Annotated in this window: 19 protein-coding genes; 16 read left to right on the forward strand and 3 right to left on the reverse strand. The window is 70.9% G+C overall.

The features are described from left to right. Positions 1–84 precede the first annotated feature (84 nt). Positions 85–1,773, reverse strand: coding sequence for a sulfatase (locus ACG2DA_RS08380; RefSeq protein WP_395255113.1), 1,689 nt, complete (start codon positions 1,771–1,773; stop codon positions 85–87). Between the two features lie 463 nt (positions 1,774–2,236). On the opposite strand from ACG2DA_RS08380, the gene ACG2DA_RS08385 reads away from it, so the two are divergent. The 10 genes from ACG2DA_RS08385 (at position 2,237) to ACG2DA_RS08430 (ending at position 14,111) form a co-directional block, all read left to right on the forward strand. After that, positions 2,237–3,013, forward strand: a complete 777-nt coding sequence (locus tag ACG2DA_RS08385; protein WP_395255114.1) for a hypothetical protein — start codon at positions 2,237–2,239, stop codon at positions 3,011–3,013. 267 nt (positions 3,014–3,280) lie between these two features. Next, a complete protein-coding gene (gene yaaA, locus ACG2DA_RS08390; RefSeq protein WP_395255115.1) occupies positions 3,281–4,069 on the forward strand; it encodes a peroxide stress protein YaaA in 789 nt (262 codons plus the stop codon). A gap of 30 nt (positions 4,070–4,099) precedes the next feature. Then, positions 4,100–5,086 (forward strand): tRNA epoxyqueuosine(34) reductase QueG, encoded by a 987-nt coding sequence (gene queG / locus ACG2DA_RS08395; RefSeq protein ID WP_395255116.1) that lies wholly within the window; start codon positions 4,100–4,102, stop codon positions 5,084–5,086. A 40-nt stretch (positions 5,087–5,126) separates the two neighbouring features. Then, positions 5,127–5,471, forward strand: coding sequence for a DUF971 domain-containing protein (locus ACG2DA_RS08400; RefSeq protein WP_395255117.1), 345 nt, complete (start codon positions 5,127–5,129; stop codon positions 5,469–5,471). A gap of 61 nt (positions 5,472–5,532) precedes the next feature. After that, positions 5,533–6,147 (forward strand): class IV adenylate cyclase, encoded by a 615-nt coding sequence (gene cyaB / locus ACG2DA_RS08405; RefSeq protein WP_395255118.1) that lies wholly within the window; start codon positions 5,533–5,535, stop codon positions 6,145–6,147. Positions 6,148–6,280: 133 nt separating this feature from the next. Then, on the forward strand, positions 6,281–6,640 hold the full coding sequence (locus ACG2DA_RS08410; RefSeq protein ID WP_395255119.1) for a hypothetical protein: 360 nt from the start codon (positions 6,281–6,283) through the stop codon (positions 6,638–6,640). 79 nt (positions 6,641–6,719) lie between these two features. Beyond that, positions 6,720–7,799 carry a recombinase RecA gene (recA, locus tag ACG2DA_RS08415; protein WP_395255143.1) on the forward strand — a complete coding sequence of 360 codons (1,080 nt, stop codon included), beginning with the start codon at positions 6,720–6,722 and terminating at the stop codon, positions 7,797–7,799. A gap of 44 nt (positions 7,800–7,843) precedes the next feature. After that, on the forward strand, positions 7,844–9,286 hold the full coding sequence (locus tag ACG2DA_RS08420; protein ID WP_395255120.1) for a trypsin-like peptidase domain-containing protein: 1,443 nt from the start codon (positions 7,844–7,846) through the stop codon (positions 9,284–9,286). A gap of 142 nt (positions 9,287–9,428) precedes the next feature. Continuing rightward, positions 9,429–12,107: an alanine--tRNA ligase gene (gene alaS / locus ACG2DA_RS08425; RefSeq protein WP_395255121.1), complete on the forward strand. Its 2,679-nt coding sequence runs from the start codon at positions 9,429–9,431 to the stop codon at positions 12,105–12,107. Between the two features lie 168 nt (positions 12,108–12,275). Continuing rightward, a complete protein-coding gene (locus tag ACG2DA_RS08430) occupies positions 12,276–14,111 on the forward strand; it encodes a S8 family serine peptidase (protein WP_395255122.1) in 1,836 nt (611 codons plus the stop codon). A 461-nt stretch (positions 14,112–14,572) separates the two neighbouring features. Here ACG2DA_RS08430 and ACG2DA_RS08435 read toward each other — a convergent pair whose 3' ends face one another. Next, positions 14,573–15,463, reverse strand: a complete 891-nt coding sequence (locus ACG2DA_RS08435; protein WP_395255123.1) for an alpha/beta fold hydrolase — start codon at positions 15,461–15,463, stop codon at positions 14,573–14,575. A gap of 466 nt (positions 15,464–15,929) precedes the next feature. Beyond that, complete coding sequence (locus tag ACG2DA_RS08440) at positions 15,930–16,865, reverse strand: CHAD domain-containing protein (RefSeq protein ID WP_395255124.1); 936 nt, start codon at positions 16,863–16,865, stop codon at positions 15,930–15,932. 147 nt (positions 16,866–17,012) lie between these two features. Here ACG2DA_RS08440 and ACG2DA_RS08445 point away from each other — a divergent pair, with 147 nt between their 5' ends. From ACG2DA_RS08445 to ACG2DA_RS08470, 6 genes are all read left to right on the forward strand, one after another. Continuing rightward, positions 17,013–17,744, forward strand: coding sequence for a polysaccharide lyase family 7 protein (locus ACG2DA_RS08445; protein WP_395255125.1), 732 nt, complete (start codon positions 17,013–17,015; stop codon positions 17,742–17,744). Positions 17,745–17,805: 61 nt separating this feature from the next. Then, positions 17,806–19,077, forward strand: coding sequence for a M14 family zinc carboxypeptidase (locus ACG2DA_RS08450; protein ID WP_395255126.1), 1,272 nt, complete (start codon positions 17,806–17,808; stop codon positions 19,075–19,077). A 33-nt stretch (positions 19,078–19,110) separates the two neighbouring features. Continuing rightward, positions 19,111–19,881 carry a carbon-nitrogen hydrolase family protein gene (locus ACG2DA_RS08455; protein ID WP_395255128.1) on the forward strand — a complete coding sequence of 257 codons (771 nt, stop codon included), beginning with the start codon at positions 19,111–19,113 and terminating at the stop codon, positions 19,879–19,881. Between the two features lie 118 nt (positions 19,882–19,999). Continuing rightward, positions 20,000–21,376, forward strand: a complete 1,377-nt coding sequence (locus tag ACG2DA_RS08460) for a sulfatase-like hydrolase/transferase (RefSeq protein WP_395255129.1) — start codon at positions 20,000–20,002, stop codon at positions 21,374–21,376. Between the two features lie 58 nt (positions 21,377–21,434). Beyond that, positions 21,435–21,875 carry an HIT family protein gene (locus ACG2DA_RS08465; protein ID WP_395255130.1) on the forward strand — a complete coding sequence of 147 codons (441 nt, stop codon included), beginning with the start codon at positions 21,435–21,437 and terminating at the stop codon, positions 21,873–21,875. 66 nt (positions 21,876–21,941) lie between these two features. Beyond that, the gene (locus ACG2DA_RS08470; protein WP_395255132.1) at positions 21,942–24,146 is read left to right on the forward strand and encodes a glycoside hydrolase family 32 protein; all 2,205 of its coding nucleotides are present in this window, start codon (positions 21,942–21,944) and stop codon (positions 24,144–24,146) included. Positions 24,147–24,319: the final 173 nt, after the last annotated feature.

Genomic DNA, 24,319 nt, shown 5'->3' on the forward strand with positions numbered 1-24,319 from the left:
GTCAGCAGGACGAACGCGGTCATTCGCCTCGTCCGTCGAACGCCTCGCCGGCCGCGGCCGGCCGATCGGGGGCGGGACGCCGGGTCACGCGGCGGCCTCGGTTTTGGTCGCCGTCTCCTTGGCCCGCTCGTCGGCCTTCCGTTTCAGGTCCTTTTCGAGCCACTCCGGCATCTCCGGGACGCTGCCGGCGTCGTTGGGAACCTCGTACTCGGCCTGCAACTCGATCAGCTTCGCCTTCAAACCGGCGAGCACCTCGGCGTAGGCGGGATCCTCGGCGACGCTGTTCATCTCCTGCGGGTCCTTCTCCAGATCGAACAGTTCGTACTGCCCGATGTTGTAGAAGTGAATCAGCTTGTAGCGGTCCGTCTGCACGCCGTTGTGCCGGCGGACGGCGTGCACCGTGCGGCGGTCCGGGTTGAACTCGTAGTAGTGGTAATAGAGGGCGTCCCGCCAGTCGGCCGGGTCCTCGCCTTTCAGCAGCGGGACGAGACTGACGCCCTGCATGTCCTCCGGGATCTCCGTGCCGGCGATATCGAGGAACGTCTCGGCAAAGTCCAGGTTGCTGACGAGGTGCTTGTCGACGCTCCCCGGTTTGGTGACGCCGGGCCACTTGACCAGCAGCGGCATCTTGTAGCTCTCCTCATACATGAACCGCTTGTCGAACCAGCCGTGCTCGCCCAGGTAGAAGCCCTGGTCGCTGGAGTAGATGACGATCGTGTTCTCTGCGAGGCCCGACTCGTCCAGATAGTCCAGTACCTCGCCGATCGCGTCGTCCACGCCGGCGACGCACCGCAGGTAGTCCTTGATGTACCGCTGGTACTTCCACCGCACGAGGTCCTTGCCGGTGAGGTTCGCCTCGCGGAAGGCCTCGTTCTTGGGGCCGTAGGCGGCCTGCCACTTGGCCCACTGCTCGTCGTTCATCCGCCGCCGCTTGTTCGGCGTCAGCTTCAAATCGCTTTCCGTCATCGTCTGGGAGATGGTCATGTCCTGCTGACGGGCGGCGTCGCTGCGGCCGGGGTAGCCGGCGTAGTCGTCGAACAGGCTGTCCGGCTCCGGGATCGTCACGTCGTCGTACATCGTGAGGTGGTCCGGGCCGGGCTCCCACTCCCGGTGCGGGGCCTTGTGCTGGAACATCAGGAAGAACGGCTTCTCCGTGTCCCGGGCGCCGTCCTCGCCCTTCAGCCAGGTGAGGGTCTTCTGGGTGATGACGTCGGTCACGTAGCCCTCCTGCACCTCGAAAGGGCCGCCGTTCTTGCTGAACGGGGTGTTGTAGTAGTGGCCCTGGCCGCGGAGGACGTCGGAGTAGTCGAAGCCGGTCGGCTCGCTGCCGAGGTGCCACTTCCCGATGACCGCGGTCTGGTAGCCGGCCTTCTGGAGCAACTTGGGGAAGGTCTGCTGGGAGCCGTCGAAGCGGTTGCCGTTCTGGCGGAAGCCGTTGATGTGGCTGTGCTTGCCGGTGAGGATCACCGCCCGGCTGGGCCCGCAGATGCTGTTCGTGCAATAGCAGCGGTCGAACCGCATGCCCTCCGCCCCGATGCGGTCGATGTTCGGAGTCTGGTTGATCCGCGAGCCGTAGGCGCTGATCGCCTGCGTGGCGTGGTCGTCGCTGAAGATGAAGACCACGTTCGGCCGCTGGGTCGCGGACGAATCGGCGGCGGCCTCCGGCGCCGCGGCGGCGGCGAACGGGGCGGTCGTCAGGGCGGCGGCCGCGGCGAGGAGCAGGCGGATCGACCTCGTCGCCGAGGCGGACGGGCGGGCGGGCGGGCGGTGCATCCGGAGGAATCCAAACAGGCGCGGGGCGAGAAACGCGAGCGGCCATCCTGATCCGTCGCCGAACGGCGCACAACCGGCGCGACCGGCCCGGGACCAGCCGGCGCCGCCCGGGAACCGGTTCGTCGCGCCGTTTGCGATCTGCCGCGGCGGAGCCGCTTTTTGGGGTGACGGGATCGAAATACGGTCCAAAGTTGCAAGACGCTTCGCGCCCGTGGCACCCTTCGGGGAGTCGTCCGGATCGCACGCCGGCCCCCGGGCGCCGCCGAACGCCATGAAAATTGGCGGATTGCGGGTCATTCGTCCTGTTCCGGCGGATTCACGCGCCGCCGGCACGGCGGTTGCGTCAGCGTCTTCCCGTCCGACACACGGAGTCGGACGGGCCGCCCGAGCCACCCGCTCGTCACCGAGCGACCCGCTCACCCTTCCCCGGCCCGCCCCGGACCGCCGACCCTTGGCTGAACCGATGACGCTCGCCGCCGACTTCTCCGCCGACCACGCCGTCGTGGAAGCCCTCGCCGCCCGCACCCTCTCCAGCAAGACGGTCCGCCGTCTGATGGCCGCCGACGGCTATCTGCAACTCGGCCTGCCCGGCTCCGCCCTGGCGGAGCTGAAGAAGGTGGAGCACGCCGGCCCGCTGGAGAGCGCCCGCGACTACCTGATCGGTCAGGCCCTGATGGCGGACGACCGCCACGAGGACGCCCTCGAGCCGCTGACCCGCGCCGCCGAGACGATTCCCGCCCCCTGGAACCGGGCCGCCTACGAAAGCCTGTCGGAGTGCTTCCGAGCGACCGGCCAGGACGCCCTCGCCGACGTGACCGACCTGTGGGGCGACGACGACGGCGTGCCCCCGGGCTTCGATCCGGACGCGGACGTCACCCCGCAGACCGCCGCCGACCGGCTGCGGTACGTCGACCCCGCCGAGACCGCCGCCGAAGCGTTCGAGGCGGAGGAGACCGCCTGGACTGACGCCGAGGATTTTGGCGACGCCGCCGATCATTCGGAGAGCGCCAAGTACGGCCCCGCTCTCTGGGGCGGCGACGGCTGGGGCGGCGACGGCCCGCTGAGCGACGACGCTCCCGAGGAACTGCTGATGGACGATCCCGACCAGGGCGGCGACTTCGCCGCCGACGCCGACGCGATGGAGCCCGGCCGCCCGCGGGAGTGGGACGTGCACAACTTCGACGGCGGCTTCGGCACGGACGAGGACGACGACTCCCCCCTGCCCCCCCACAGTCGCTAGGCGTCCGGGGCGGGCACGGCTTCCCGAAGAAGTTCGAGTGAAGTTTTCGCCCCTCCCGACCGCCCCCGGGCGTGGTTCGTTGGGATCCGAAATCTGTCCGCCCGGGATCATGCGAACCCCCTCCGCCGCCCGAAACGGGAGGTGTGAGTGGTCGACCCGACCCGCGGGCGGCCGCCGGAACCCTCTCCCGCGAGAGTCCCGGCGGTCGCCCGCGTTGCTTTGCGGCTCGGCGTTCGGTCCGAACCTGACGTTGACAGGAACCGCCGCGTGCTGCTGACGCTCTCCCCTTCCAAAACGCTCGCCGACGCCGCCGAGCCCCCGCTGCCGGACGGCGTGGAGCCGACCGAGCCCCGGCTGCTGGACCGGTCGGAGCGGCTGGTCAAGCGGCTGCGGAAGTTCTCGAAGCCGAAGCTCGCCGAGTTGATGGGCGTCAGCGACAAGCTGGCCGAACTGAACCGCGCCCGCTTCCAGGCCTGGTCCCGCCCGTTCACGGCGGAGAACAGCGTGCCGGCGGTGCGGGCCTTCCGGGGCGACGTGTACGACGGCCTCGCCGCGGACGACTGGACGGGGGAGGATCTCGCCTTCGCCCAGCAGCGGGTGCGGATTCTCTCCGGCCTCTACGGCGTGCTCCGTCCGCTGGACCGCATCCAGCCCTACCGGCTGGAGATGGGCACGAGGTTCCCCAAAGCGACGAAGGCGAACCCCGCCACCCTGTACGAGTATTGGGGCGAGGAACTGAGCGACCGGCTGAAGGCCGACCTCGCGGCGCTGGACGGCGAACCGGTTCTGCTGGACCTCGCCTCCCGCGAGTACGCCAAGGCGGTCCCGCTGCCCGACGTGCGGACGATCACGCCGGCGTTCAAGGAGGAGCGGGACGACGGCCCGCCGCGGGTGATTGCCCTGTTCGCCAAACAGGCCCGCGGGGCGATGGCCCGCTGGGTGGTGAAGGCCCGCGTGACCTCCCCGGACGGCCTGCCGGAGTTCGACGGTCTCGGTTACCGCTATCAGTCGGACCTGTCCCAGCCGGACGCCCCCGTCTTCACTCGCCGCCGGTGACGCCGCGGGGCGGACGCATATCGTGACGGCGTGGACGCCGCCCCCCTCACCGCCGCCCTGAAACAGAAGGCGGAGGAGGCCGGCTTCGACCTCTGCGGCGTCGCCCCGGCCGCCCGGCCCGACACGTTGGACGCGCTCTCGGAGTGGCTCGACCGCGGCTACCACGGAGAGATGGGCTACCTGGAACGCCGCCGCGGCGCCTATTCGCACCCCGACGGCGTGCTGCCGGGAGTGAAGAGCGTCGTGATGCTCGCCGTCAGCTATCACACGCCCGACCCGCCGGGCGCCGTCGACCCGCCGCCGGGCTACGGCAAGGTCGCACGCTACGCCCGCGGCGGAGTGGACTACCACGATTTGCTCCGCAAGCGGATGAAGCCGCTCGCCGCCCTGCTCCATGAGCACAACCCCGGCGGCCGCACCCGCACCGTCGTGGACACCGCCCCGCTGCTGGAACGGGACTTCGCCCGCCGGGCCGGGCTGGGGTGGTTCGGCAAGAACACCCTGCTGCTCAACAAGCGGGCCGGCAGCTACCTGTTGCTCTCGGCGATCCTCACCGACGCCGTGCTGGAGTACGACCCGCCGCACGAGTCCGCCCACTGCGGGACCTGCACGGCTTGCCTGGACGCCTGCCCGACGGACGCCTTCGTCGGCCCGCACGTGCTCGACGCCCGCCGCTGCATTTCCTACCTCACTATCGAGGCGAAGGAGCCGATCCCGGACGACCTGAAAGACGGCTGCGGGGACTGGCTGTTCGGCTGCGACATCTGCCAGGAGGTCTGCCCCTGGAACCGCAAGCCGCAACGCACGGACGACCCGGCGTTCGCCCCCCGCCCGGACCTCGCCCCCGCGCACGCCGCCGCGATTGCCGCGATGAGCGACGACGAACTGCGGGCCGCGTTCAAGAAGACCCCGCTGGACCGTCCCGGCCCCGCCGGCCTGCGACGCAACGCGGAGAACGTGCTGCGGAACGCGGGAGTCCGTGTCTCCGAAGCGACTCCCGAGCCGACTCCCGGTTGAGAGACAAGCGGTCGAGCCGCCCCCGGCGTAAACTGCCGGCATGCCCTCCGTCGCCCCTTCCGCCGACCGCCCGCCCGACGCCGGCCCGCCCACCGCAATCCGCGTGCGCGGGGCAGAGCGGGTCCTCGAACTGGAGTGGCCGGACCTCGCGGCGCAGGTGCCGTTCCGGGCGCTGCGGCTCGCCTGCCCCTGTGCGGCTTGCGTTTCCGAGACGACCGGCCGCCGCATCCTCGACCCCGCGACGGTGCCGGAGACGATCGCCCCGCAGGAGGTGGCCCTCGCCGGGAACTACGCCCTGCGGGTGACCTGGCAGGGCGGGCACGACACCGGCCTGTTCACCTGGCGCTACCTGCGCGAGATCGCCGCCGCGGCCCACGCCGCCTGAGTTCCACGCCGCCTGAGTCATTTCGGTCGCTCCGCCGCCACGCCCGCCGTCCGCCCCCCGCATGTACGAAGTCGAACTGAAGTTCCCCCTGCCCGACGGCGCCGACCGCGACGCCGTGCTGAAGGCGTTGGCGGAACGCGGAGCCGAGTTCGGAGAGTCGGTCACGCAGACGGATGTCTACTTCAATCATCCCGTTCGCGACTTCGCCGAGACGGACGAGGCGTTGCGGGTGCGGACCGTCACCGGCTCGGACGGCGTGCCGCACGGCCGGATGACCTACAAAGGGCCGAAGGTCGACGCCGACACGAAGACCCGGGTCGAATTCGAGCCGCAGCTCGCCGCGGGTCCCGACGACGTGCACGCTCTCGCCGAGGCCCTGCGGCGGCTCGGGTTCCGGGAGGTGTTCACCGTCAGCAAGTCCCGCCGCACCGCCCGCCTGACCGTCTCCGGGTCCGACGGGCGACACGAGTACGAGGTGACTCAGGATTCGATCCAGGGCCTGGGCGAGTATCTGGAGATCGAGACCGCCGCGGACGACGACGCGCTCGACGCCGCCCGCAAGGCGGTGCTGGCGTTCGCCGCCGAGATCGGATTGAAGAAGAGCGAACGCCGCAGTTACCTCGAGATGATGCTGGAGCGGTCGGAAACCGCCGGCGCCGGAGGCCGCGGGACATAGTGCGGTTTTGTTCAGTTTTTTCACCGACGGAGCGGTTTTGCCTGTTGCGAGACACTGAACGCGCTAATACCATTCGGGTGTTCACTGGTGGCCGCCCGTGCGGTCCCGCTTCCCCCGACGGATGGACGCCCCGATGCCCGCCCTCTCCGCCCCCCGCTCCGGCGTTTGTCGTTCCGTCGACCGCGGCCCCGCGACGGCCCGTTCGCCTCGGTCGCTGTTCTGGACGCCCGGCGAACGGCGACGGGTGGACTTCGTCGCATTCGTGGCGGCAAAGCTGAACGCCACGCCGGCGGAGATCGCCGCCGCCCGCGACGCCGGCCGGGCGATGCGGGCGAAGCTGGACGGCTTGTCCGCCGCCCCGGCCGCGCGGCCGACCTCCGCCCCGCGGCGGCACGACGGCCGGCTGCCGTTCCCGCCCTTCGATCCGCCGACCCCCGCCGCGGCCCCGGCGGACGCCGTCGCCGACCGTCGGTACACTCGCACCGCCGCCTGAACGAGCCCGCCGCGCCGTTCGTCCTCCCGTCGCCCGCCCCCGCTCCCTGTCGAAAGCTGAACCGTTGGCTAAAAACCGCGTGAAGAACGTCCCCAGCCGCAACGGTCGCGGCTCCGGCGAAGATACCGCCAAGGTCCTCGCCAACGCGATGGGCCAGATCGAGAAGGCCTTCGGCGAAGGCTCGATCATGCGGCTGGACAAGGACTCCGGCAACGCCGGCATCCCCGGCATTCCCACCGGCGCCCTTTCGCTGGATCTGGCCCTCGGCGGCCGCGGGCTCCCGAAGGGCCGGATCGTCGAGATCTACGGCCCGGAAAGCAGCGGTAAGACCACGCTGGCGCTGTCCGTGATCGGCAACGCCCAGAAGGACGGCGGCGTCGCCGCGTTCATCGACGCCGAGCACGCCCTCGACCCCAGCTGGGCCAAGCGGCTGGGCGTAAATCTGGAAGACCTGCTCGTTTCCCAGCCGACCTACGGCGAGGAGGGGCTTCAGATTGCGGAGATGCTCATCAAGAGCAACGCGGTGGACGTGGTCGTGATCGACTCCGTCGCCGCCCTCACGCCCAAGGCGGAACTGGACGGGGAGATCGGCGACAGCCACGTCGGTCTGCAGGCCCGCATGATGAGCCAAGCGATGCGGAAGCTCACCGGCGCCATCTCCCGCAGCAAATGCACCGTGATCTTCATCAACCAGATCCGCGAGAAGATCGGCGTGATGTTCGGCTCGCCGGAGACCACCCCCGGCGGGCGAGCGTTGAAGTTCTACTCCTCCGTTCGGATCGACGTGCGGCGAATCTCGACGCTCAAGGACGGCGACGTGACGACCGGCATCCGCATGAAGGCCAAGGTCGTGAAGAACAAGGTCGCCCCGCCGTTCCGCATCGCTGAATTCGACATGCTGAACGAGTCCGGCATCTCCTACGAGGGCGACCTGCTGGACCTGGCCGTCGAAGACAAGCTGATCCAGAAGAGCGGCTCCTGGTTCAGCCACGGCGAGACCCGCATCGGCCAGGGCCGCGAGCGGGCCCGGGAATATCTGATCGAGAACCCGGACGCCGCCGCGGAGCTGCGGGCCGGCGTGCTGAAGGCCCGCGGGTTCGGCGATCCGGAGAACCAGGGCGAAGACGCCGAGAACCTCGAGGCCGTCGAGGCGGACTGACCCCCGCCCCGCCCGCCCCGTCGAGCCCCGTCCGGAACGTCGCAGTGTCGCTCCTGCTCCTCTCCGCTGCGTTGCTCGCGCCGCCCTGCCCCGCGGCGGACGGCGGCGGGACCGTGTTGGCGGTGCGAATCAGCCGGCCGCTCGCCCGGCCGGCCGGGCCGTTCGCGGTCCGCGGGGAGCAGGTCCTCGCGGAGCAGTCCGGCGTCCTGCTGACCGGCCGTGACGGAGAACCGGTTCTGCTGACGACGTTCCGGGCCGCGGCGTTCGCCCCGACCGTCCGTGAAACGGCCGACGCCGAACGGGCGACGGGCGACGTGCGGGCTGCGGCGTTCCTCCCCGACGGCCGCAAAACGCCGGTCGCGGTGCTCGCCGCCGACGCGCACAGCGGACTGGCGACGCTCGCCGCGATCGAACCGGGGGCGTTCTCGGACCTCCCCGCGGCCCGATTGGCGGAGGGTTCCGGCCCCGAACCGGGGGACAGTGTGTGCGTGCGGTATCGGCACTGGGGGGAGGCGGCGGTCGAGGCCCCGGCGTCCGCGGCGACGCCGCGAACGGTCGTCGCCTTTGAGCGGTCCTACCCCGCCGCCGCGGCGGGGGGCGGGCGGGACTGGGCGGGGGACGATCCCGGCCCCGGGGTGCTGCACGCTTTCGGCACGCTCGCGGAACTCGACCCGCTCCCGCCGCCGGGTTGCTCCGGCGGCGGCGTGTTCGCTGCGGACGGGGCGCTGGTTGGGCTGCTGGTCGAACCCGCGGCGGGCGACGCGTTGCCGCCGCGGATGCTCCCGCTGACCGGCGGATTCCGTCGCGTCGCGGAGGCGCTGCTCGCCGGGGAACCGGTGGACTACGGTCTGCTCGGCGTGGAGCCGTCCTCGGTGACGGCGGACGCCGCGACCGCTGTGCTGGGGGAGAACGCCCCGGCCGGGGCGGCGTCGCTGGAGGACGTCCGCGGGAACAGTCCCGCCGAGCGGGCCGGGCTGCGGCGGGGCGAGTGGGTCGTCGGCTTCACCGGGGCGGATGGCGCCGCAGCCCCGGTGCGGTCCGCGGCGGATCTGATTCGCCTCGTGGCACTGGCCCCGCCGGGAACGACGGCGACGCTGGAGGTTCTGGAACCCCGCTCCGGCGCCCGGCGGACCGTGCCGGTGGACCTCGTCGCCGCCGCGACCGGGCGGGCCGCCGGCGGCTGGCCGGCAGTCGCCGCCGAGCCCCGCGGCCTGTCGGTGCGGGGCGTGCGGGTGGACTGGCCCACCGCCGCGGCCCTCGTCCCCCCCGGGGAGCCGCTGCCGACCGGCGTGCTGGTCGTCGCCGTCGAGAACGCGGCCGGCGCCGGGAACTCCCCGGGGCGGCGGGTCGTCCGCGTCGGAGACCGGATCGCGGCGGTCGCCGGCGAGCCGGTCTTCTCCCCCGAGCAGTTCGCCGCCCGCGTCGCCGAGACGCCCGGCCCGGTCCCGGTGCGGCTGTCCGACGGCACGGCGGCGACGCTGCCCTGAGGTCGCGCGGTTCGCCGCAATCGGGCGGCAGCGTTGGGAGCGTTCCCCTCCGCGGGTACCCTGCCCCGCCCGAGTCCCCCACCGCCTGACGAACCCGCCGGCCGATCCTTCCGCACCGGCGGCGACGGCGAAGCGAAGCCTGATGAAGACCGACGACCTCCGCGCCGCCTACCTCGACTTCTTCGAGGGCAAAGGCTGCGTCCGCCGCCCCAGCGACGTGCTCGTCCCCAAGGACGACCCCACCGTGCTGTTCACCCCGGCGGGGATGAACCAGTTCAAGGCGGAGTTCCTCGGCCTCGGCAAACCGGACTTCAAATCCGCCGTCACCAGCCAGAAGTGCCTGCGCACCGGCGACATTGAGAACGTCGGCGTCACCGCGCGGCACCACACGTTCTTCGAGATGCTGGGCAATTTTTCGTTTGGGGACTACTTCAAGCGGGAGGCGATCCTCTGGGCGTGGGAGTTCCTCACGTCCAAGCAGTGGCTCGGCATGAACCCCGACGAGCTGAACGTCACCGTCTACGAGGACGACGACGAAGCCGCCGCCATCTGGGCGAACGAGGTCGGCCTGGAGGAGGTCCGCATCCGCCGGCACGGGGAGCACGACAACTTCTGGCCCGCCGGCGCCCCCACCAACGGCCCGGACGGCGTCTGCGGCCCCTGCAGCGAGATCTTTCACCACCCCGGCGGCTTCGACCCGTCGAAGGAGGGCACGGAGATCTGGAACCTCGTCTTCACCCAATTCGAGCGCAAGGGCGCCCCGCCGAACAACCTGACCCCGCTGCCGGCGAAAAACATCGACACCGGCATGGGCCTGGAGCGCACCGCCGCGGTGTTGCAGGGGGTGAAGGCGAACTTCGAGATCGACACCCTCCGCCCGCTCTGCGAAGCCGCCGCGGCCGCCGTCGGCGTGGACTACAGCTACGACGCCCAGACCGGCCGCCCGGTCCGCCGCATCGCGGACCACGCCCGGGCCGTCACCATGGCCATTCACGAGGGCGTGCGGCCGGGCAACTCCATGGCGGAGTACGTCGTCAAACAGCTGCTCCGGCGGGCCTCGCTGGAGGGCTACCTGCTCGGCCGGACCGAGCCGTTCCTGCATTCGCTCGTCCAGCCGGTCGTGGACAGCCTGAAGGTGGCGTATCCCGAACTCACGCAGACCGTCGCGAGCACCGTCGACACGGTGAAGGCCGAGGAGGAACGCTTCCTCTCCACCGTCGAACGCGGCATCAAGCGGTTCGATCGGGCCGTCGAGGCCGCCCAGAAACGGGGCGAAAACGCCATCGACGGCGAGGCCGCCTGGGAGCTGCACGGCACCTACGGGGTGCTGGTCGAGATGACCGAGGCCCTGGCCGCCCGGCACAACCTCTCCGTGGACCGGGCGAAGTTCGAGGAGCTGCGGGCCGCCCATGAGGAGACCAGCGGCCGCGGCGCCTTCGCCGACAGCGTGATGGCCTCCGGCCCGATCGACGCCGTCAAGAAGGAGCACGGCGAAACCGAGTTCCTCGGCTACGAGCAGACCGAAGCGGACGCCACGATCCTCGGCGTGATCGCCCAGGGCCGGCTGGTGCCCACGCTCGACGAGGTCGGCCACGCGGAGCCGGTCGGCGTGATCCTCGACCGCACCCCCTTCTACGCCGAGGCCGGCGGTCAGGTGGGCGATCTGGGCCTGCTTTCCTCGGGAACCGGCGCCTCGGGCGAGATGCGGTTCCGCGTGACCGACACGCAGAAGGAGGGCGGGCTGACGGTGCATCTCGGTCATCTCGAAGCCGGGGAGCTGACGGCCGGGGCGACGGTGCACGCTGCCGTCGACGCCGACCGCCGGGCGGCCATCCGCCGGGCCCACTCGGCCACCCACCTGCTCCACCACGCCCTGCACGAGACGATCGGCAAGGACGCGACCCAGCGCGGCAGCGTGGTCGAGCCGGACCGGCTGCGGTTCGACTTCGCCCACCGCCAGGCCGTCACCCCGGCGGAGCTGGAAGCGATCGAGGACCGGATCAACCTGCGGGTGATGGAGGGTTCGCCGATCGAAACGAACGTGATGGATCTCGAAGAGGCCAAAACGCTCGGCGCCATGATGCTGTTCGGCGAGAAATACCCGGACCGCGTGCGAGTGGTGAACGCCGGCGGCTACAGCATCGAATTCTGCGGCGGCACGCATGCTACGAACACGGGTCAGCTGGGCCTGTGCCGAATTGTCAGCGAGGAGAGCGTCGGCACCGGCGTGCGGCGGATCACGGCCGTCACCGGCCCGCGGGCGATCCGCGAGGCCCGCGAGGCCGGGACCGTGTTGAAGCAGGCGACCGAATTGCTGAAGGCCGGCAAGCCGGAGGAGTTGCCGGGCCGGCTGACGGCGTTGCAGGAGGAATTGAAGGAGGCCCGCAAGCAGCTCGCCGCCGCGACCGCCAAGAGCGCCGCCGGCGGGGCCGAGGAACTGCTCGAAAAGGCCGAGACGATCGCCCTGCCCGACGGCACGACGGCGAAAATCGTGGCCCACGACCTGAACGGCGCCCCCCGAGAGGCGCTCCGCACGCTGGCGGACACCCTGCGGAAGAAGGGCGAGGCGGCCGGCGCCCCGGTCGCGGCGATCCTCGGCACGGTAGTCGACGACAAGGTCGCCCTGCTGGCCGCCGTCAGCCCGGCGTTGGTCAAGCTCGGCGTGAAGGCCGGCGACGCAGTCAAAGCCGCCGCCAAAGAGGTCGGCGGCGGCGGCGGCGGACGGCCGGACCTGGCCGAGGCGGGCGGCAAGCGGCCGGAAGGCGTTGCCGACGCATTGGCGGCGGGCGCTGCGGTATTCCGCACTCGCCTCGCTCCGTAAGCCTTCGGCATTAGACTGAACCGGTGCGTGGATTCCCATGACGGGTCTTCACGGCTGTTCGAGTGCCACCCGACTGGAGATCAAATTTTACTGATTGTGCGACGTAACATTTTGCATAAGCTGTAGACCCTTCCCGTTTTGCCGACACGCCGCATCGGATCCAGGCTCATGGCGACAAGGCCCGCAGCCGTTCTTACATTTTGCCTGCTAAGTTCGGCGGCGGTCCCCGCGGGGATCATCGGGGAGGCCGGATCCGGTCCGCGGACGCCGTACGTTCGGGCGTTCCACGGCGGGACCAGTTCCAACGCCAGCGCAGCGGTCGGAGCGGAACGGTTTTACGCCGCGGGCTACACCGGAACCCGCGCCTACGTCGCCAATATCGAGGGCGGGCACGCGTGGAATGGGCATCAGGACCTGACCGGCGTCAATTACATCCCCTCCGCCCCGGGAACCGGAACCCCGACGTCCTCTAAGCAGGGTCACGCTACGGCGACCGCACATAACATCGCCGGCGTGCCGTCGACGGGCGCAAGTTACGACAGCGACAGTTACAACTCCACACTTCGACACGGCATCGCTTTCGGCGTGCAGGAGAGCGGGAGACTCTATTCCGGAAACGTCGCGACCGCTTTCGGAAGCGGTGGGAGCTTCAGCACCACCACGACGTCCGTCGGCACAACCTATAAAGACGCCTTCCTGGATGGCATGGGAGGGGCCGGGAATCCAACGGCGGACGTCGTCAACGGGTCGTGGGGCTTTCGCAGCTCCGACGACAGCGTTGACCGGCAAATCCGAGCGGGCTTCGTGGTCGAGACGGTCGGCATCGACGCAATGATTGCGCAAAGCGGAGCCGTCTCCGTGTTCAGCGCGGGAAATGACCAAGACAACGACCCGGCCGCCGGGGCGGACAACAACGTCGGCGGCATCGGAGCGGGCTACAACTCGATTACCGTCGGGGCTCTCGGTCCCGGTCCCGACTTCGACAACATTTCCACCTTTTCCAGCCGCGGGGCCGCCCCGTTTTTCGACGCGAAGGCTGCCGCGGGGTCTGGCAACACTTCTCCGGACCCGCGGTTTCTCCAGCCCTCGGGCGCGTTCAGCGACGCTGCACGGGCCGTTGTCGACATCGTCGCCCCGGGGACAAGCGTCGGAGCTCCGTTCACCACGACCGACCCCGGCATCTACCACAGCGTCTCCGGCACGAGCTTCGCGGCGCCGATCGTTGCGGGCGGGGCGGCCCTCGTCGTGGACGCCGGGAAGGATCTGTACGGCGGCGGAGATGCGATCGACGGGCGGGTGGTCAAAGCCGTGCTACTGAACTCCGCCAACAAGAACCTGAACGGATACGACAACGGTCAGTTTCTCGACTCGGGCGTCGTCACCACGTTCCAATCTCTCGACCTAACCTACGGGGCCGGGGCGCTCGATCTCGACGCGGCCTTCGAGCAATACGTCCTCGCCGACACCGCCGGCGTGTTAGGAAACGACGGCGGGCTCGTGGGCGCCGTCGGCTGGGATCTCGGTTCGGTCTCTCATGACGGTCTCCTCGCCGCCGCCGAAGATCTCTTCTTCATCGGCACTGAGTTGGCCGGCGGAAGCGTTTTTACGACCACCCTGACCTGGTTCGCGGAACGGGTCGGGGCGAACGACACGCTGGAGGGAACGTTCGAGGACGTCCTCGTGGACCTCGACTTGGAAGTGTTCCGGTTTGACGCCCTCACCCAGACTGTGATCGAGACCGTCGCGCAATCGATCAGCGCCTTCAACGTCGTCGAGCACCTCTCCTTCGAACTCCCGGAAGACGGCTACTACGGGGTGCGAGTTTCGTATTTCGACGAGCACTGGGATTTCGGAGACGACGACACCGCGACCACTTACGGCTTGGCGTGGTCGGGGGTCGCACGGCCCGCCGCGGTGCCGGAACCGGGAACGGCCTGCCTAGTCGGCGTCGCGGGCCTTGCCGGCGTGCTGATCCGCCGCCGAAAATGGCGTCTCGCGGCCTGAACGGAGGCGCCACCGAGTCGCTCGTGACGCAGGCGGGCCCCCGATCCCGGTAACCCCGCGACACGCGGTTACTCCCGCCAAGCCTCCCACGCGGCGCGGACGTAAACGCCGAAGGTCTTCGGTTCTCCGTGATAAGCTTTCGCCCAGCATGAGACTCCCCCCGCACGACCCTTCGTGAGCAATGCCACAGGCCGTGGAGGGCTTCGCGTGGGCGGCGGCGAGGCGCTGGCAGCTTACCAGTGCGTTCGGCACGAATTGACCTCGGGGACGTTGTGACGGAAGCCGCGTCGCACTCACTGGCGAGACGCCGGTGACCCACACATGCTCGCCGCTGCGTCGGCATCGCATCGTGCGGCCTTGCCGACATGGCGGCGGCCGGAGGCCTAGGTCGTTCCTTCGGGCGTCTCACGACCGCGGCCGATCGGGAGGAACGACGCATGCTTTGAAACCCGCGGACGTGGCTACGCTCCGTCCTCCCGCTCCTCGGGACTCGGTTCGAACAGGCACGCGAGTCCTTCCCGGGTGAGCAACGCGTCCCACCCGCGATGCGCGACGCCGCGCGGGATTTCCAAGCGATGACTTCGCTCGATCTCCTTGCCGTAGACGTCCCTCAGCACGGCGAAAAACTTCTTCGGCCGTTCCACACGGTCCGTCCCCTGGGCCATCGCCGGCGGCGCCTTCGAGAGCGACCGGTCGCGGACGTCCCGGTCGAGGGCGCCGCATACGTAGCGGACGTCCCGCGTCGGATACCGGGCGATCAGCATGTCGACGGACGCCCCGCGAAAATAGCGGTAAGGTTCCTCCAGACCGTACCCCCAATGGTTGTAGGTGGGCGCCGCCTGCAACTCGCGGGCCGTCGGAACGCGGGAGCTGCCGTTGATCCAGCGCTTCGGGGTCGGGTAGGCGAAGTGAGAGGGCGCCGAAGCGACGAATCGCAGGTGAACGCCGGGGGGCGACTCAAATCGCCCCACCAACGCGTATCGCTGCGCCATCTGTCCGCCGGCCGAATGTCCGGCGATCACGATCTCTTCCAGCGCCGGAAGCCGCCCCGGTTCGCACAGGTACGAGAGCAAATTGTCCAGTACCCGATAGGCGCTGTAGGTCGCGTCCGGCCCGTCCGGCCCGACGGTCGCGAGGGAACTGCCGAAGTACGGGGTGACCTTCCAGTGCAACATCCCGTCGGGGATTGGGCCGTCGATTCCGTCGCGGGCGAAAAACTGCGGTGCGATCACGCGGGTCGTCCGCGGGTCGGCTCCCCGCTCGACCGCTTCCAAAGCGTGGCGGTGGTATTGGATCGCGTCGTACCCGGTGCTGTGGATCGCGATCAGAACCCGCTCCGTTTCGGCCCCCAAATTGTCGTGGGATCGTTCTCCGGCGTACGGCAGGGAACGTCCCGTCGGGGACGTTCCCTGGAACGGGAAACCGTCGCGGGGCCACCTCCGCGGCAGGCGCCGGGGCCACGACCGCCCAAAGGATGAACGCCGCTGCCCAGCGTCCGGCCGCGGTTCGCCCGCCGTCGGCGGCCGTTCGAAAACGGCAGGCGAGCGGGAGGGAGAGACAGCGGACGCTCATTTTGCTGGCCCCGGAGAAGCCGCGGCGAGTACTTTCGATTCCAAAGGTCGTGACGGACCGACGCAAGGATTCATGCGGTCTGGCGGCGGGAGGGCGTCGGCGCCCCGCCAGTGCGTCCGACTTTGACGGAACGTGGGAAGGACGCGACGGGAGCCGCGTCGCCCCCGCCGGCGAGACGCCAGTGGCACGCACGGGGAGCGCGTCGCGGCTGTCCCCCGTGACGCCGTGGCTTGCACGGAGCCGCCTTTACTCCCGCCAGGCCGCCCAGGCGGCCCCGACGCGTCCGGCGAAGGCCTTCGGTTTCTCGGCGAGCAGCCTCTCGCCCAGCGTGAGGGCTTCCGACCGCAGGGCGTCCTGATAGGCGCGCAACAGGCCGCGGAGAGCCTCGCGCCCGCGGGGGTCGGACGCCGGGGGGTCGGGGGCGTCGAGGACCAGGGCGGCGTAGACCGTCAGGTCGTGCTCCTCGCCGAGCACGTCCGACAGCGCCTTCGCCTCGTCCCGGCGGGGACCTAATACCTCCGGCCACGCTTCGCGGAGTAGCCGCAGGTGGTAGCGGTGGTACTTCGCCCGCTTCCGCCATTCGTGGAACCGCTTGCCGGTGGGCCGATCCACGGCGGCGGCCATCGCCTTGCGGGCCCGCTTGTAGGTCTTGGCGAAGCCGCCGGCGAAGGCGTCGAAGCCGTCCTCCTCAAGCGTCCATCCGTCGACCCGCTCGCGGACCCGCCGCAGGTCGGCCCCGGCGGCGACGAGGCGCTCGGCGACGGGGGCGCCCTCCCCCGACCCGTGGACGTCCGGGGCTTCGAGTTGTTTGCGGCGCCGCGTCAGGGCCGCCCGGATCGGACCGAAGGCCCGGCGCTCGACGAACTCCTCGTAGCGGTCCATCAGGAGGTCGTGCGTTTCGATCACCGCCGTGGCGTCCCGCAGGTCCGACAGCCGGCGAGCCGCGTCGCGGATCGCGGCGTTCTCGTCGGCGTACGCCGGGAACGCCGGCCGCACCAGGCGGATCAGGGCCCGCAGCTTTTTGCCCCGCTTGCGAACCTCGTGCACCGCCTCGGCGGGGTCAGCGTCCGGGTCGCCGCCGACGGCCGCGTCGGCCTCGGCGAGAGCCTTGTCGAGCTGTTCGGCGGCGATGCGTCGCAGGCCGTCGGCGACGGATTCGTCCTGTTCGAAACGGTAGCTCATCGGCGGGGCGGGCGTGGGACGGGACTGACTGTTCAGGGTAAGCCGGGCCAGCCCCGACGGCCCCCGCCGGGGCGGCCGTGCTGTTGCGGGGGGCCTCCCCAGGGGATGATGCGCTGTCCAGCCGTCTCCGCTCGCCGGTCGCTCGCCGTGTCGCCGTCGCTCCTGCTCGTCGTGTCCCTTGGCTCGTTCGCGTTGGAGGACGACCCGGCGACGCCCGGGGCAGTGTTGGACCTGAGCGGGTGGAAACTCACCCTGCCGGTGGACACCTCGCGGGCCGGGACCCCGGACGAGGTACCGGCGGCGGAACTGGGAACGTTCGTCGATCCGCGGTTCTTCTTCCTCAGCGCCGAACCGGCGGGCGTGGCGTTCCGGGCGCCGTGCGGGGGGCGGACGACGAAGAACTCTCGTTATCCCCGCTGCGAACTGCGGGAAACGACCGCCGACGGCGCCCGGCCCGCCGCGTGGTCCACGGACGACGGCGGCCGGCACACGCTGACGGCGACCCTGGCCGTGACGGCCCTTCCGGCAGTCAAGCCGCACGCCGTTTGCGCCCAGATTCACGACGCCGAAGACGACCTGCTGATGATCCGCCTCGAAGGGCGGAAACTGTTCGTGGAGCGGAACGACGTCGGCGATGTGCCGCTGGACGACGACTACCGACTCGGTACGCCGTTCGAGTTGAAGATCGAGGCGGCGGAGGGCGTGGTGCGGGTCTGGTACGAAGACGACTTGAAGCTGTCGTGGCCGGCGTCGGCGGCGGGCTGTTACTTCAAGGTCGGCTGCTACACGCAGTCGAACGCGGCGCAGGGCGACGCGGCGGACGCTTACGGCGAGGTCGTCGTTAGCCGGCTGCGGGCGGAGCATTCCCGGCCCAATTGAAGGCGGTCGGGCGGGGCCCGATGATCGCTGGGCGCTCCCCCTTCCCTTCCCGGTTTTGCTCATGCCCCGTTGTCGAGCCGCAATTGTGCTGACCCTCGCGGCGCCGCTCTGCTGGACGACGCACTGTTCGGCGGGCGCCGCCGAGGAGCCGGGGCCGATGGCGGTCGACGCAGACTTCGAGGGGGCCTCCGTACGGGTGTTGGCGGTGGACCAGGAGAACCGCGAGATCCGCTTCATGCCGGGCGGCGATCCGGCCCGCGGTTGGCCCTGCTGGTGGTCCTTCCGCCTGACGGGGCTGACGCCGGGCGAACCGGTCGCGCTGCGGCTGCGGGGGTCGGACGCGACGGTCGGGAACGCCAAGCCGCTATCGGCCTCCTGGGCGACGCCGACCCGGGCGACGGTCTCCCACGACGGCGACACCTGGCTGCACACCGCCCCCGGCCGGCGGGAGGACGGGGAGACGGTCTACACGGTCACGCCGGAGGGAACCTCGCTGCACGCCGCATGGGGCCCGCCGTACACGCCCTCCGACGCGAATCGCTTCGTGCAACGGATGGCCGACGGCTCCCCGCATGCGACGGCGACCGTGCTGTGCGAGTCGGACGAGGGGCGGCCGGTGCCGATGCTGCACGTTCGCGAGGGGGATCGGCCGGACGACGAACGGTTCGGCGTCTGGGTGCAGGCTCGACAGCACGCCTGGGAGAGCGGGTCGAGCTGGGTCGCTCAGGGCTTCGGCGAATGGCTGCTCAGCGACGCGGAGGAGGCCGTCTGGCTGCGTCGGCACGCGGAGGTCTTCCTCGTGCCGGTGATGGACGTGGACAACGTCGCCACGGGCAACGGGGGCAAGAACGCCCTGCCCCACGACCACAACCGCGACTGGTCGGACGCTCCGCGGTGGAAAGAGGTGATCCACGCCCGCCGCAAGATCGCCGGGCTGATCGCGGAGGGGCGGATGGACGTCTTCCTCGACCTGCACAACCCGGCTCCGGGCGACAAGACGTTCTTCTACGCCCTGCCCGCGGAGCATCTCAAAGCCTCCGCCGTCCCCCTGCGGGACCGGTTCGTCGAACTGACCCTCGCCCGCCTGCGGCGGCCCGACGTGGCCATCCCCGTCAGCGACCGGACGAAGCCGACCGGCGCGGATTACTCCCCCCTCTGGCGCCAGATGAGCGCCACCTGGGTGAACCTGCACGGCAACCCGCACACGGTCAGTCTCTGCCTGGAGACGGCCTGGAACACGTCGGGCAGCACGGCGGACGGCTATCGCTCCGTCGGGGCGAACCTCGCGGCGAGCGTGCAGGAGTCCCTTCGCGACCGCCCCGCCAGGCCGTAACCTCCCCGCCCCGTCCCGCCCGGAGCCGCCCCCGTGAAGATCGCCCTCGCTCAGATGGACTGCGTCGGCGACGCGGCGGCGAACGCGGCCAAGATCGCCGGGTTCGCGGCGGAGGCGCAGGCCGCCGGGTGCGAGGTGCTTTTCCTGCCGGAGCTGGCGACGACGGGCTACACGGCGGAGGCCGCCCGGGCGGGCGTCGGGGCGGAGACGGTACGGGCGGCCGCCGCGGAGCACGGGATCGCCGTCGTCTGCGGCTGGGCGGAGCGGGCCGGCGAGACGCTGCACAACAGCCTCGCGTTCCTCGACGCGGCCGGCGAACCGGTCGCGGGCTACCGCAAGCTGTTCCTGTTCGACGGGGCCGGGGCGTGGGAGCCGTCGACCTTCACGCCGGGGACGGAGCACGTCGTCGCGGAGTTCGCGGGACGGCGGTGGGGGCTGTCGATCTGCTACGACCTGCGGTTCCCGGAACTGTACCGCGTGCTGACCGACCGCGGGGCGACCGTGCTGGTGAACTGCTCCGCCTGGCCGAACGTGCGGTGGCGGCACTGGGATCTGCTCACCCGGGCCCGGGCGGTGGAGAATCAGGCATTCTTCGTCGGCGTGAACCGCTGCGGGACGGACGGCCCGCTGACGATGGCCGGCCGCAGCCGGGTCGTGGCGCCGACCGGCGAACTGCTGGTCGAAACCGGCCCGGACGAGGAAGCCCTGCTGATCGCGGACCTGGATTTCGCCGCGGTGGACGCCTTCCGGGAAACGCTTCCCGCCCTGCCCGCCCGCCGGCCGGAACTGTACGGCGGCGGCTGAGCCGTCGCGGGGGTCCCGTCGCATCGGGAGCCGCCGGGGCGACGGTGGCGGACGACGCGGGGGCCGTGAAATGATGGGCGGTTCGCTCCCCCGTTCTTCGCTTGTCGTCGCCCGCCGCATGTTCGCCCCGCTGCTTCTCTCCGCCGCCCTGCTCGCCGCGGGTCCCGCCTCCGACGCCGGCGCCGCCCCCGCCGGGAACCCGGCGGCCGACCGGCCGAACGTGCTGGTGATCCTCGCGGACGATCTCGGCGTGGAGGCGCTGGGCTGCTACGGCGGCGTCTCCTACGAGACGCCGCACCTCGACCGGCTGGCGGCGGGTGGGCGGCGGTTCGAGTTCTGCTTTTCCAACCCCTACTGCTCCCCGTCGCGGGCCGAATTGCTGACCGGTCGCGAGCCGCTGCACAACGGTATCCCGCGGGTGATCTTCGACCCGAAGAAGCACCGCGAGTTCCTCGACCCGGCGACGGAGCAGTCGCTCGGCAACCTGTTCCAGGACGCCGGGTACGCCACGGCGGCGGCCGGCAAGTGGCAGCTGTCGTTCCTCACGGAGCGGGACACCCCGGCGGCGCTCGGCTTCGAGCGGTCGCGGTTCTGGCCCATCCAGATCGACGGCGCCCGCACCTCCCGGTACGCGGAGCCCTCCTTCTGGGGCGACCGCCCGGACGGCACGCGGGGCCCCTGGACGGTTCCCGACGGCTACGGCCCGGACGAGTACAACGCCTTCGTGCGGGGCGAGATCGACCGGGCTCGGGCCGCCGACCGGCCGTTCTTCGTCTACTACGCGATGCTGCTCCCGCACTTCCCCTGGGAGCCCACGCCGGACTCCGACGTTCCGCTGAAGCGGACCTCCTCGCTCGCTTCGAGCGATCACGGCGACAAGAAGTTCTTCCCCGACATGGTCGCCTACATGGACCGCCTCGTCGGCCGCACGCTGTCCCATCTGGAAGAGACCGGGACGCTGGAGAACACGATCGTCGTGTTCCTCGGCGACAACGGCTGCCAGCGGGGCATCACGTCCCGGCGAACGATTCCCGGCCCCGAGGGGCCGCGGACGGTCACGGTGGCCGGCGGCAAGGGCACGATGACGGACGCCGGCACGCACGTCCCGCTGATCGTCTCCTGGCCCGGCACGATTCCGGCGGGAGTGGACGAGGGGCTGGTCGAGTTCAGCGACGTGCTGCCGACGCTCGTGGACCTGTGCGATCTGCCCGCGCCCCGCAACCCCATCAACGGGGTGAGCTTCGCCGACCGGCTGGGCGTCCCCGGCATGCCGGAGCGGCCGGACCGGGACTGGGTGCACATCCAGGACAAAAAAGAGCGGCAGGTCCGTTCCCGCACGCACATGCTGAACGACAAAGGCCGGTTCCGCCCCGCCGTGCCGCCCGGTTCGGAGCCCGCCCCGCCGCTGAGCGTACCGCTGTCGCCGGAGTTGCAGGCCGAACGAGCCCGCCTCGCCGCCGCGTTGAAGGCGGTGAAGACGTTCGACGGCCCGTGAGCGGTTCGCCGGTCGCCGGATCGCCAGAGTTTTCATTCCCCTTCGCTGAGCATCGCCCGTGGGCGTCATCGCTGACTTCGTCGCCGCCGCGAACGCCGGGGAGCTGCCGCGGGCGGTCTGCCGGTTGGAGAGCGGCTGGGTCGTGCTGGGCGACCCGCAGGTGTTGCCGGGCTACTGCGTGCTGCTGGCGGACCCGGTCGTCGGCACGCTGAACGACCTCACCGGGGAGCGCCGAGCCGCCTACCTGGCGGACATGGCCCGCGTCGGCGACGCCGTGTTGGCCGTCACCGGCTGCGTGCGGGTGAACTACGGGATCCTCGGCAACGTCGCCCCGGAGCTGCACGCCCACGTCTTCCCCCGCTACGCCGACGAGCCGGACGGTCTGCGGCTCAAGGCGGTATGGCACTACGACTGGGAGGCCGCCCCGCCGTTCTCCGAGGCCGAACACGGCGCCCTGCGGGACCGGTTGCGGGCGGCGCTGGAAGAAGCCCCGGCCTGAGCGGTTCGGTCGCACCGACGGGGGACCGGCGACAGACTGGGCGGGCTCTCCGATCTGAAAGCCCCGATGTCCTTGTCCCCCGCCCTCATCGCCCTGCTGACCTGCGCTTGGGCCGCGGCGCCCGCCCCCGCGGCGGAGCGGCCGGACGTGGTCGTGGCCGACTTCGAAGCCGCCGACTACGGCGACTGGACGACGACCGGCGAGGCCTTCGGCGACGGTCCCGCGGCGGGCACGCTGCCGGGGCAGATGCAGGTCGACGGCTTCGAGGGGCGGCGGCTCGTCAACAGCTTCCACGGCGGTGACGGAGCGGTCGGCACGCTCACCTCCCCGCCGTTCGAACTCTCCCGCAATCACGTGAACCTGCTGGTCGGCGGGGGCGGGTACGAGGGCGAAACCTGCGTCAACCTGCGGGTGGACGGGGAAGTCGTGCGGACCGCCGTCGGCCCGAACCTCCGCCCCGGCGGCAGCGAACGACTGCGGCCGCGGACCTGGGACGTGCGCGAATACGCCGGCCGGACGGCCCGCATCGAGATCGTCGACGCCCACCGCGGCGGCTGGGGGCACGTCAACGTCGATCAGATCACGCTCTCGGACACGGCCGCGGACGTCCCCCCGCCGCCGGTGACGTTGGAGCGCCCCCTCCTCGTCGACGGCTCCCACCTGCTCGTGCCGATCGCCAACCCCGGCCCCGACGCGGAGGCCGTGCGTCTGGGGCTGTTCGACGGCGACCGCGTCGTGCAGAGCTTCAACGTCGCCCTGCCCCTGGACGGCGACCCGAACTGGACCGCCGCCTACCCGCTGGGGCCCTTCGACGTCGCCGGGAAAACGCTCACGCTGAAGACCCTCGGTTCGCCGGTGAACCCGCAGACCGCCGCCGCCTTCGACCGCATCGCCGTCGGTTCGGCCGACAGGGTCCTCGAGCCGGCGGACTGGACGCGGCCCTACCGCAACGCCTTTCACCTCGCCCCCCGGCGGGGGTGGAACAACGACCCGAACGGTCTCGTCTACCACGACGGGCTGTGGCACGTCTTCTACCAGTACAACCCGTTCGGGATCGAATGGGGCAACATGCACTGGGGGCACTACACCAGCCCCGACCTGACGACCTGGACCGAGCGGCCGATCGCCCTGTTCCAGAACGGCCCCGGCGACGCGATGTTCTCCGGCGGCGGATTTGTGGACGCGCGGAATACGGCCGGGCTGGGAGCGGGTCGGCTGTTCGTGGCCTTCACCAGCACCGGCCGCGGCGAGTGCCTGGCCCACAGCGCCGACGGCGTCGCCTTCACCGAGCTGCCGGAGAACCCGGTGGTGACGCACTCCGGCCGCGACCCGAAGATCTTCCGGCACGCCCCGACGGACCGTTGGGTGATGGCCGTGTACGAGCAGGAGGAGACCGCCGAGACCCGGGCCGTGCCGCAGTCCGCGGAGTCGGCCGCGCGGGAGGCCGACCTGAAGACGGCCCAGATCGCCTTCTACCGCTCCGCGGACCTGCGCACCTGGGAACGCACCGGCGCCTTCACCCACCCGGACCGCAGAAGCGTCTTCGAGTGCCCGGAGCTGTTCGAACTGCCCGTGCTGAAGGACGGCGAACCGACCGGCGAGACCCGCTGGGTCCTTTACGGCGCCCAGAATCGCTACTTCCTCGGGACGTTTGACGGCGAGACGTTCACCGCCGAGAGCGGGCCGCACGGGGACGCGCACGGCGCCTTCTACGCCGCCCAGACCTTCAACAACGCTCCGGACGGCCGTCGCATCCAGATCGGCTGGCTGCGGACGCCGCTGTACCTGGAACGGTTCCCGAACCAGACGGTCAACCAGTGCCTCTCCCTGCCGCACGAATTGACCCTGCACGCCACGCCCGACGGTCCCCGCCTGCGGTTCACGCCGGTCGCGGAGCTGACGAATCTGCGCAACGACCTGCGATTCGAGGGGGAGGATCTCTCCGCCGACGAAGCGACCGCCGCGTTGACCGCCGCAGCCGGGGCGCCGTCGGAGACGCTGATCACGTTCGCCGAGGCCGGCCGGCACACGCTGACGATTGACGGCGTCGACGCGAGCTTCGAGGGGACCTCCGCCCGCATCTTCACCGACCGCACCGTGACGGAGATCTACGCCGACGACGGCCGGCGCCTCACGGTCCGCACCCGCCCGGACTCGGCCTTCGAGGACCCCGCGTCCCGCGTGGCGGCCGGCGAACGGGTCGCCTCGCTGCGGGTGTACGGATTGGCGTCGATCTGGCCGCCGGCCGGCTCGTCCCCGGCAGGGGATTGAGCGCCCGGCTCCGGCGACCGCGGGCATCCGACGGGGCGGCCCGACGGGGCGGCCCGACGGGGCGGCCCGGCGGGGGGCGCGTGACCCGACGGAGCCGGGGCTTCCGCTTTCCGGTTCGACGCGCTTGGTTTTCCCGCTCCCGCCGATTGCGTGACTGCGCCGTCGACGGGGAG

The organism is Alienimonas sp. DA493 (assembly GCF_043951915.1).
Lineage (GTDB): Bacteria > Planctomycetota > Planctomycetia > Planctomycetales > Planctomycetaceae > Alienimonas.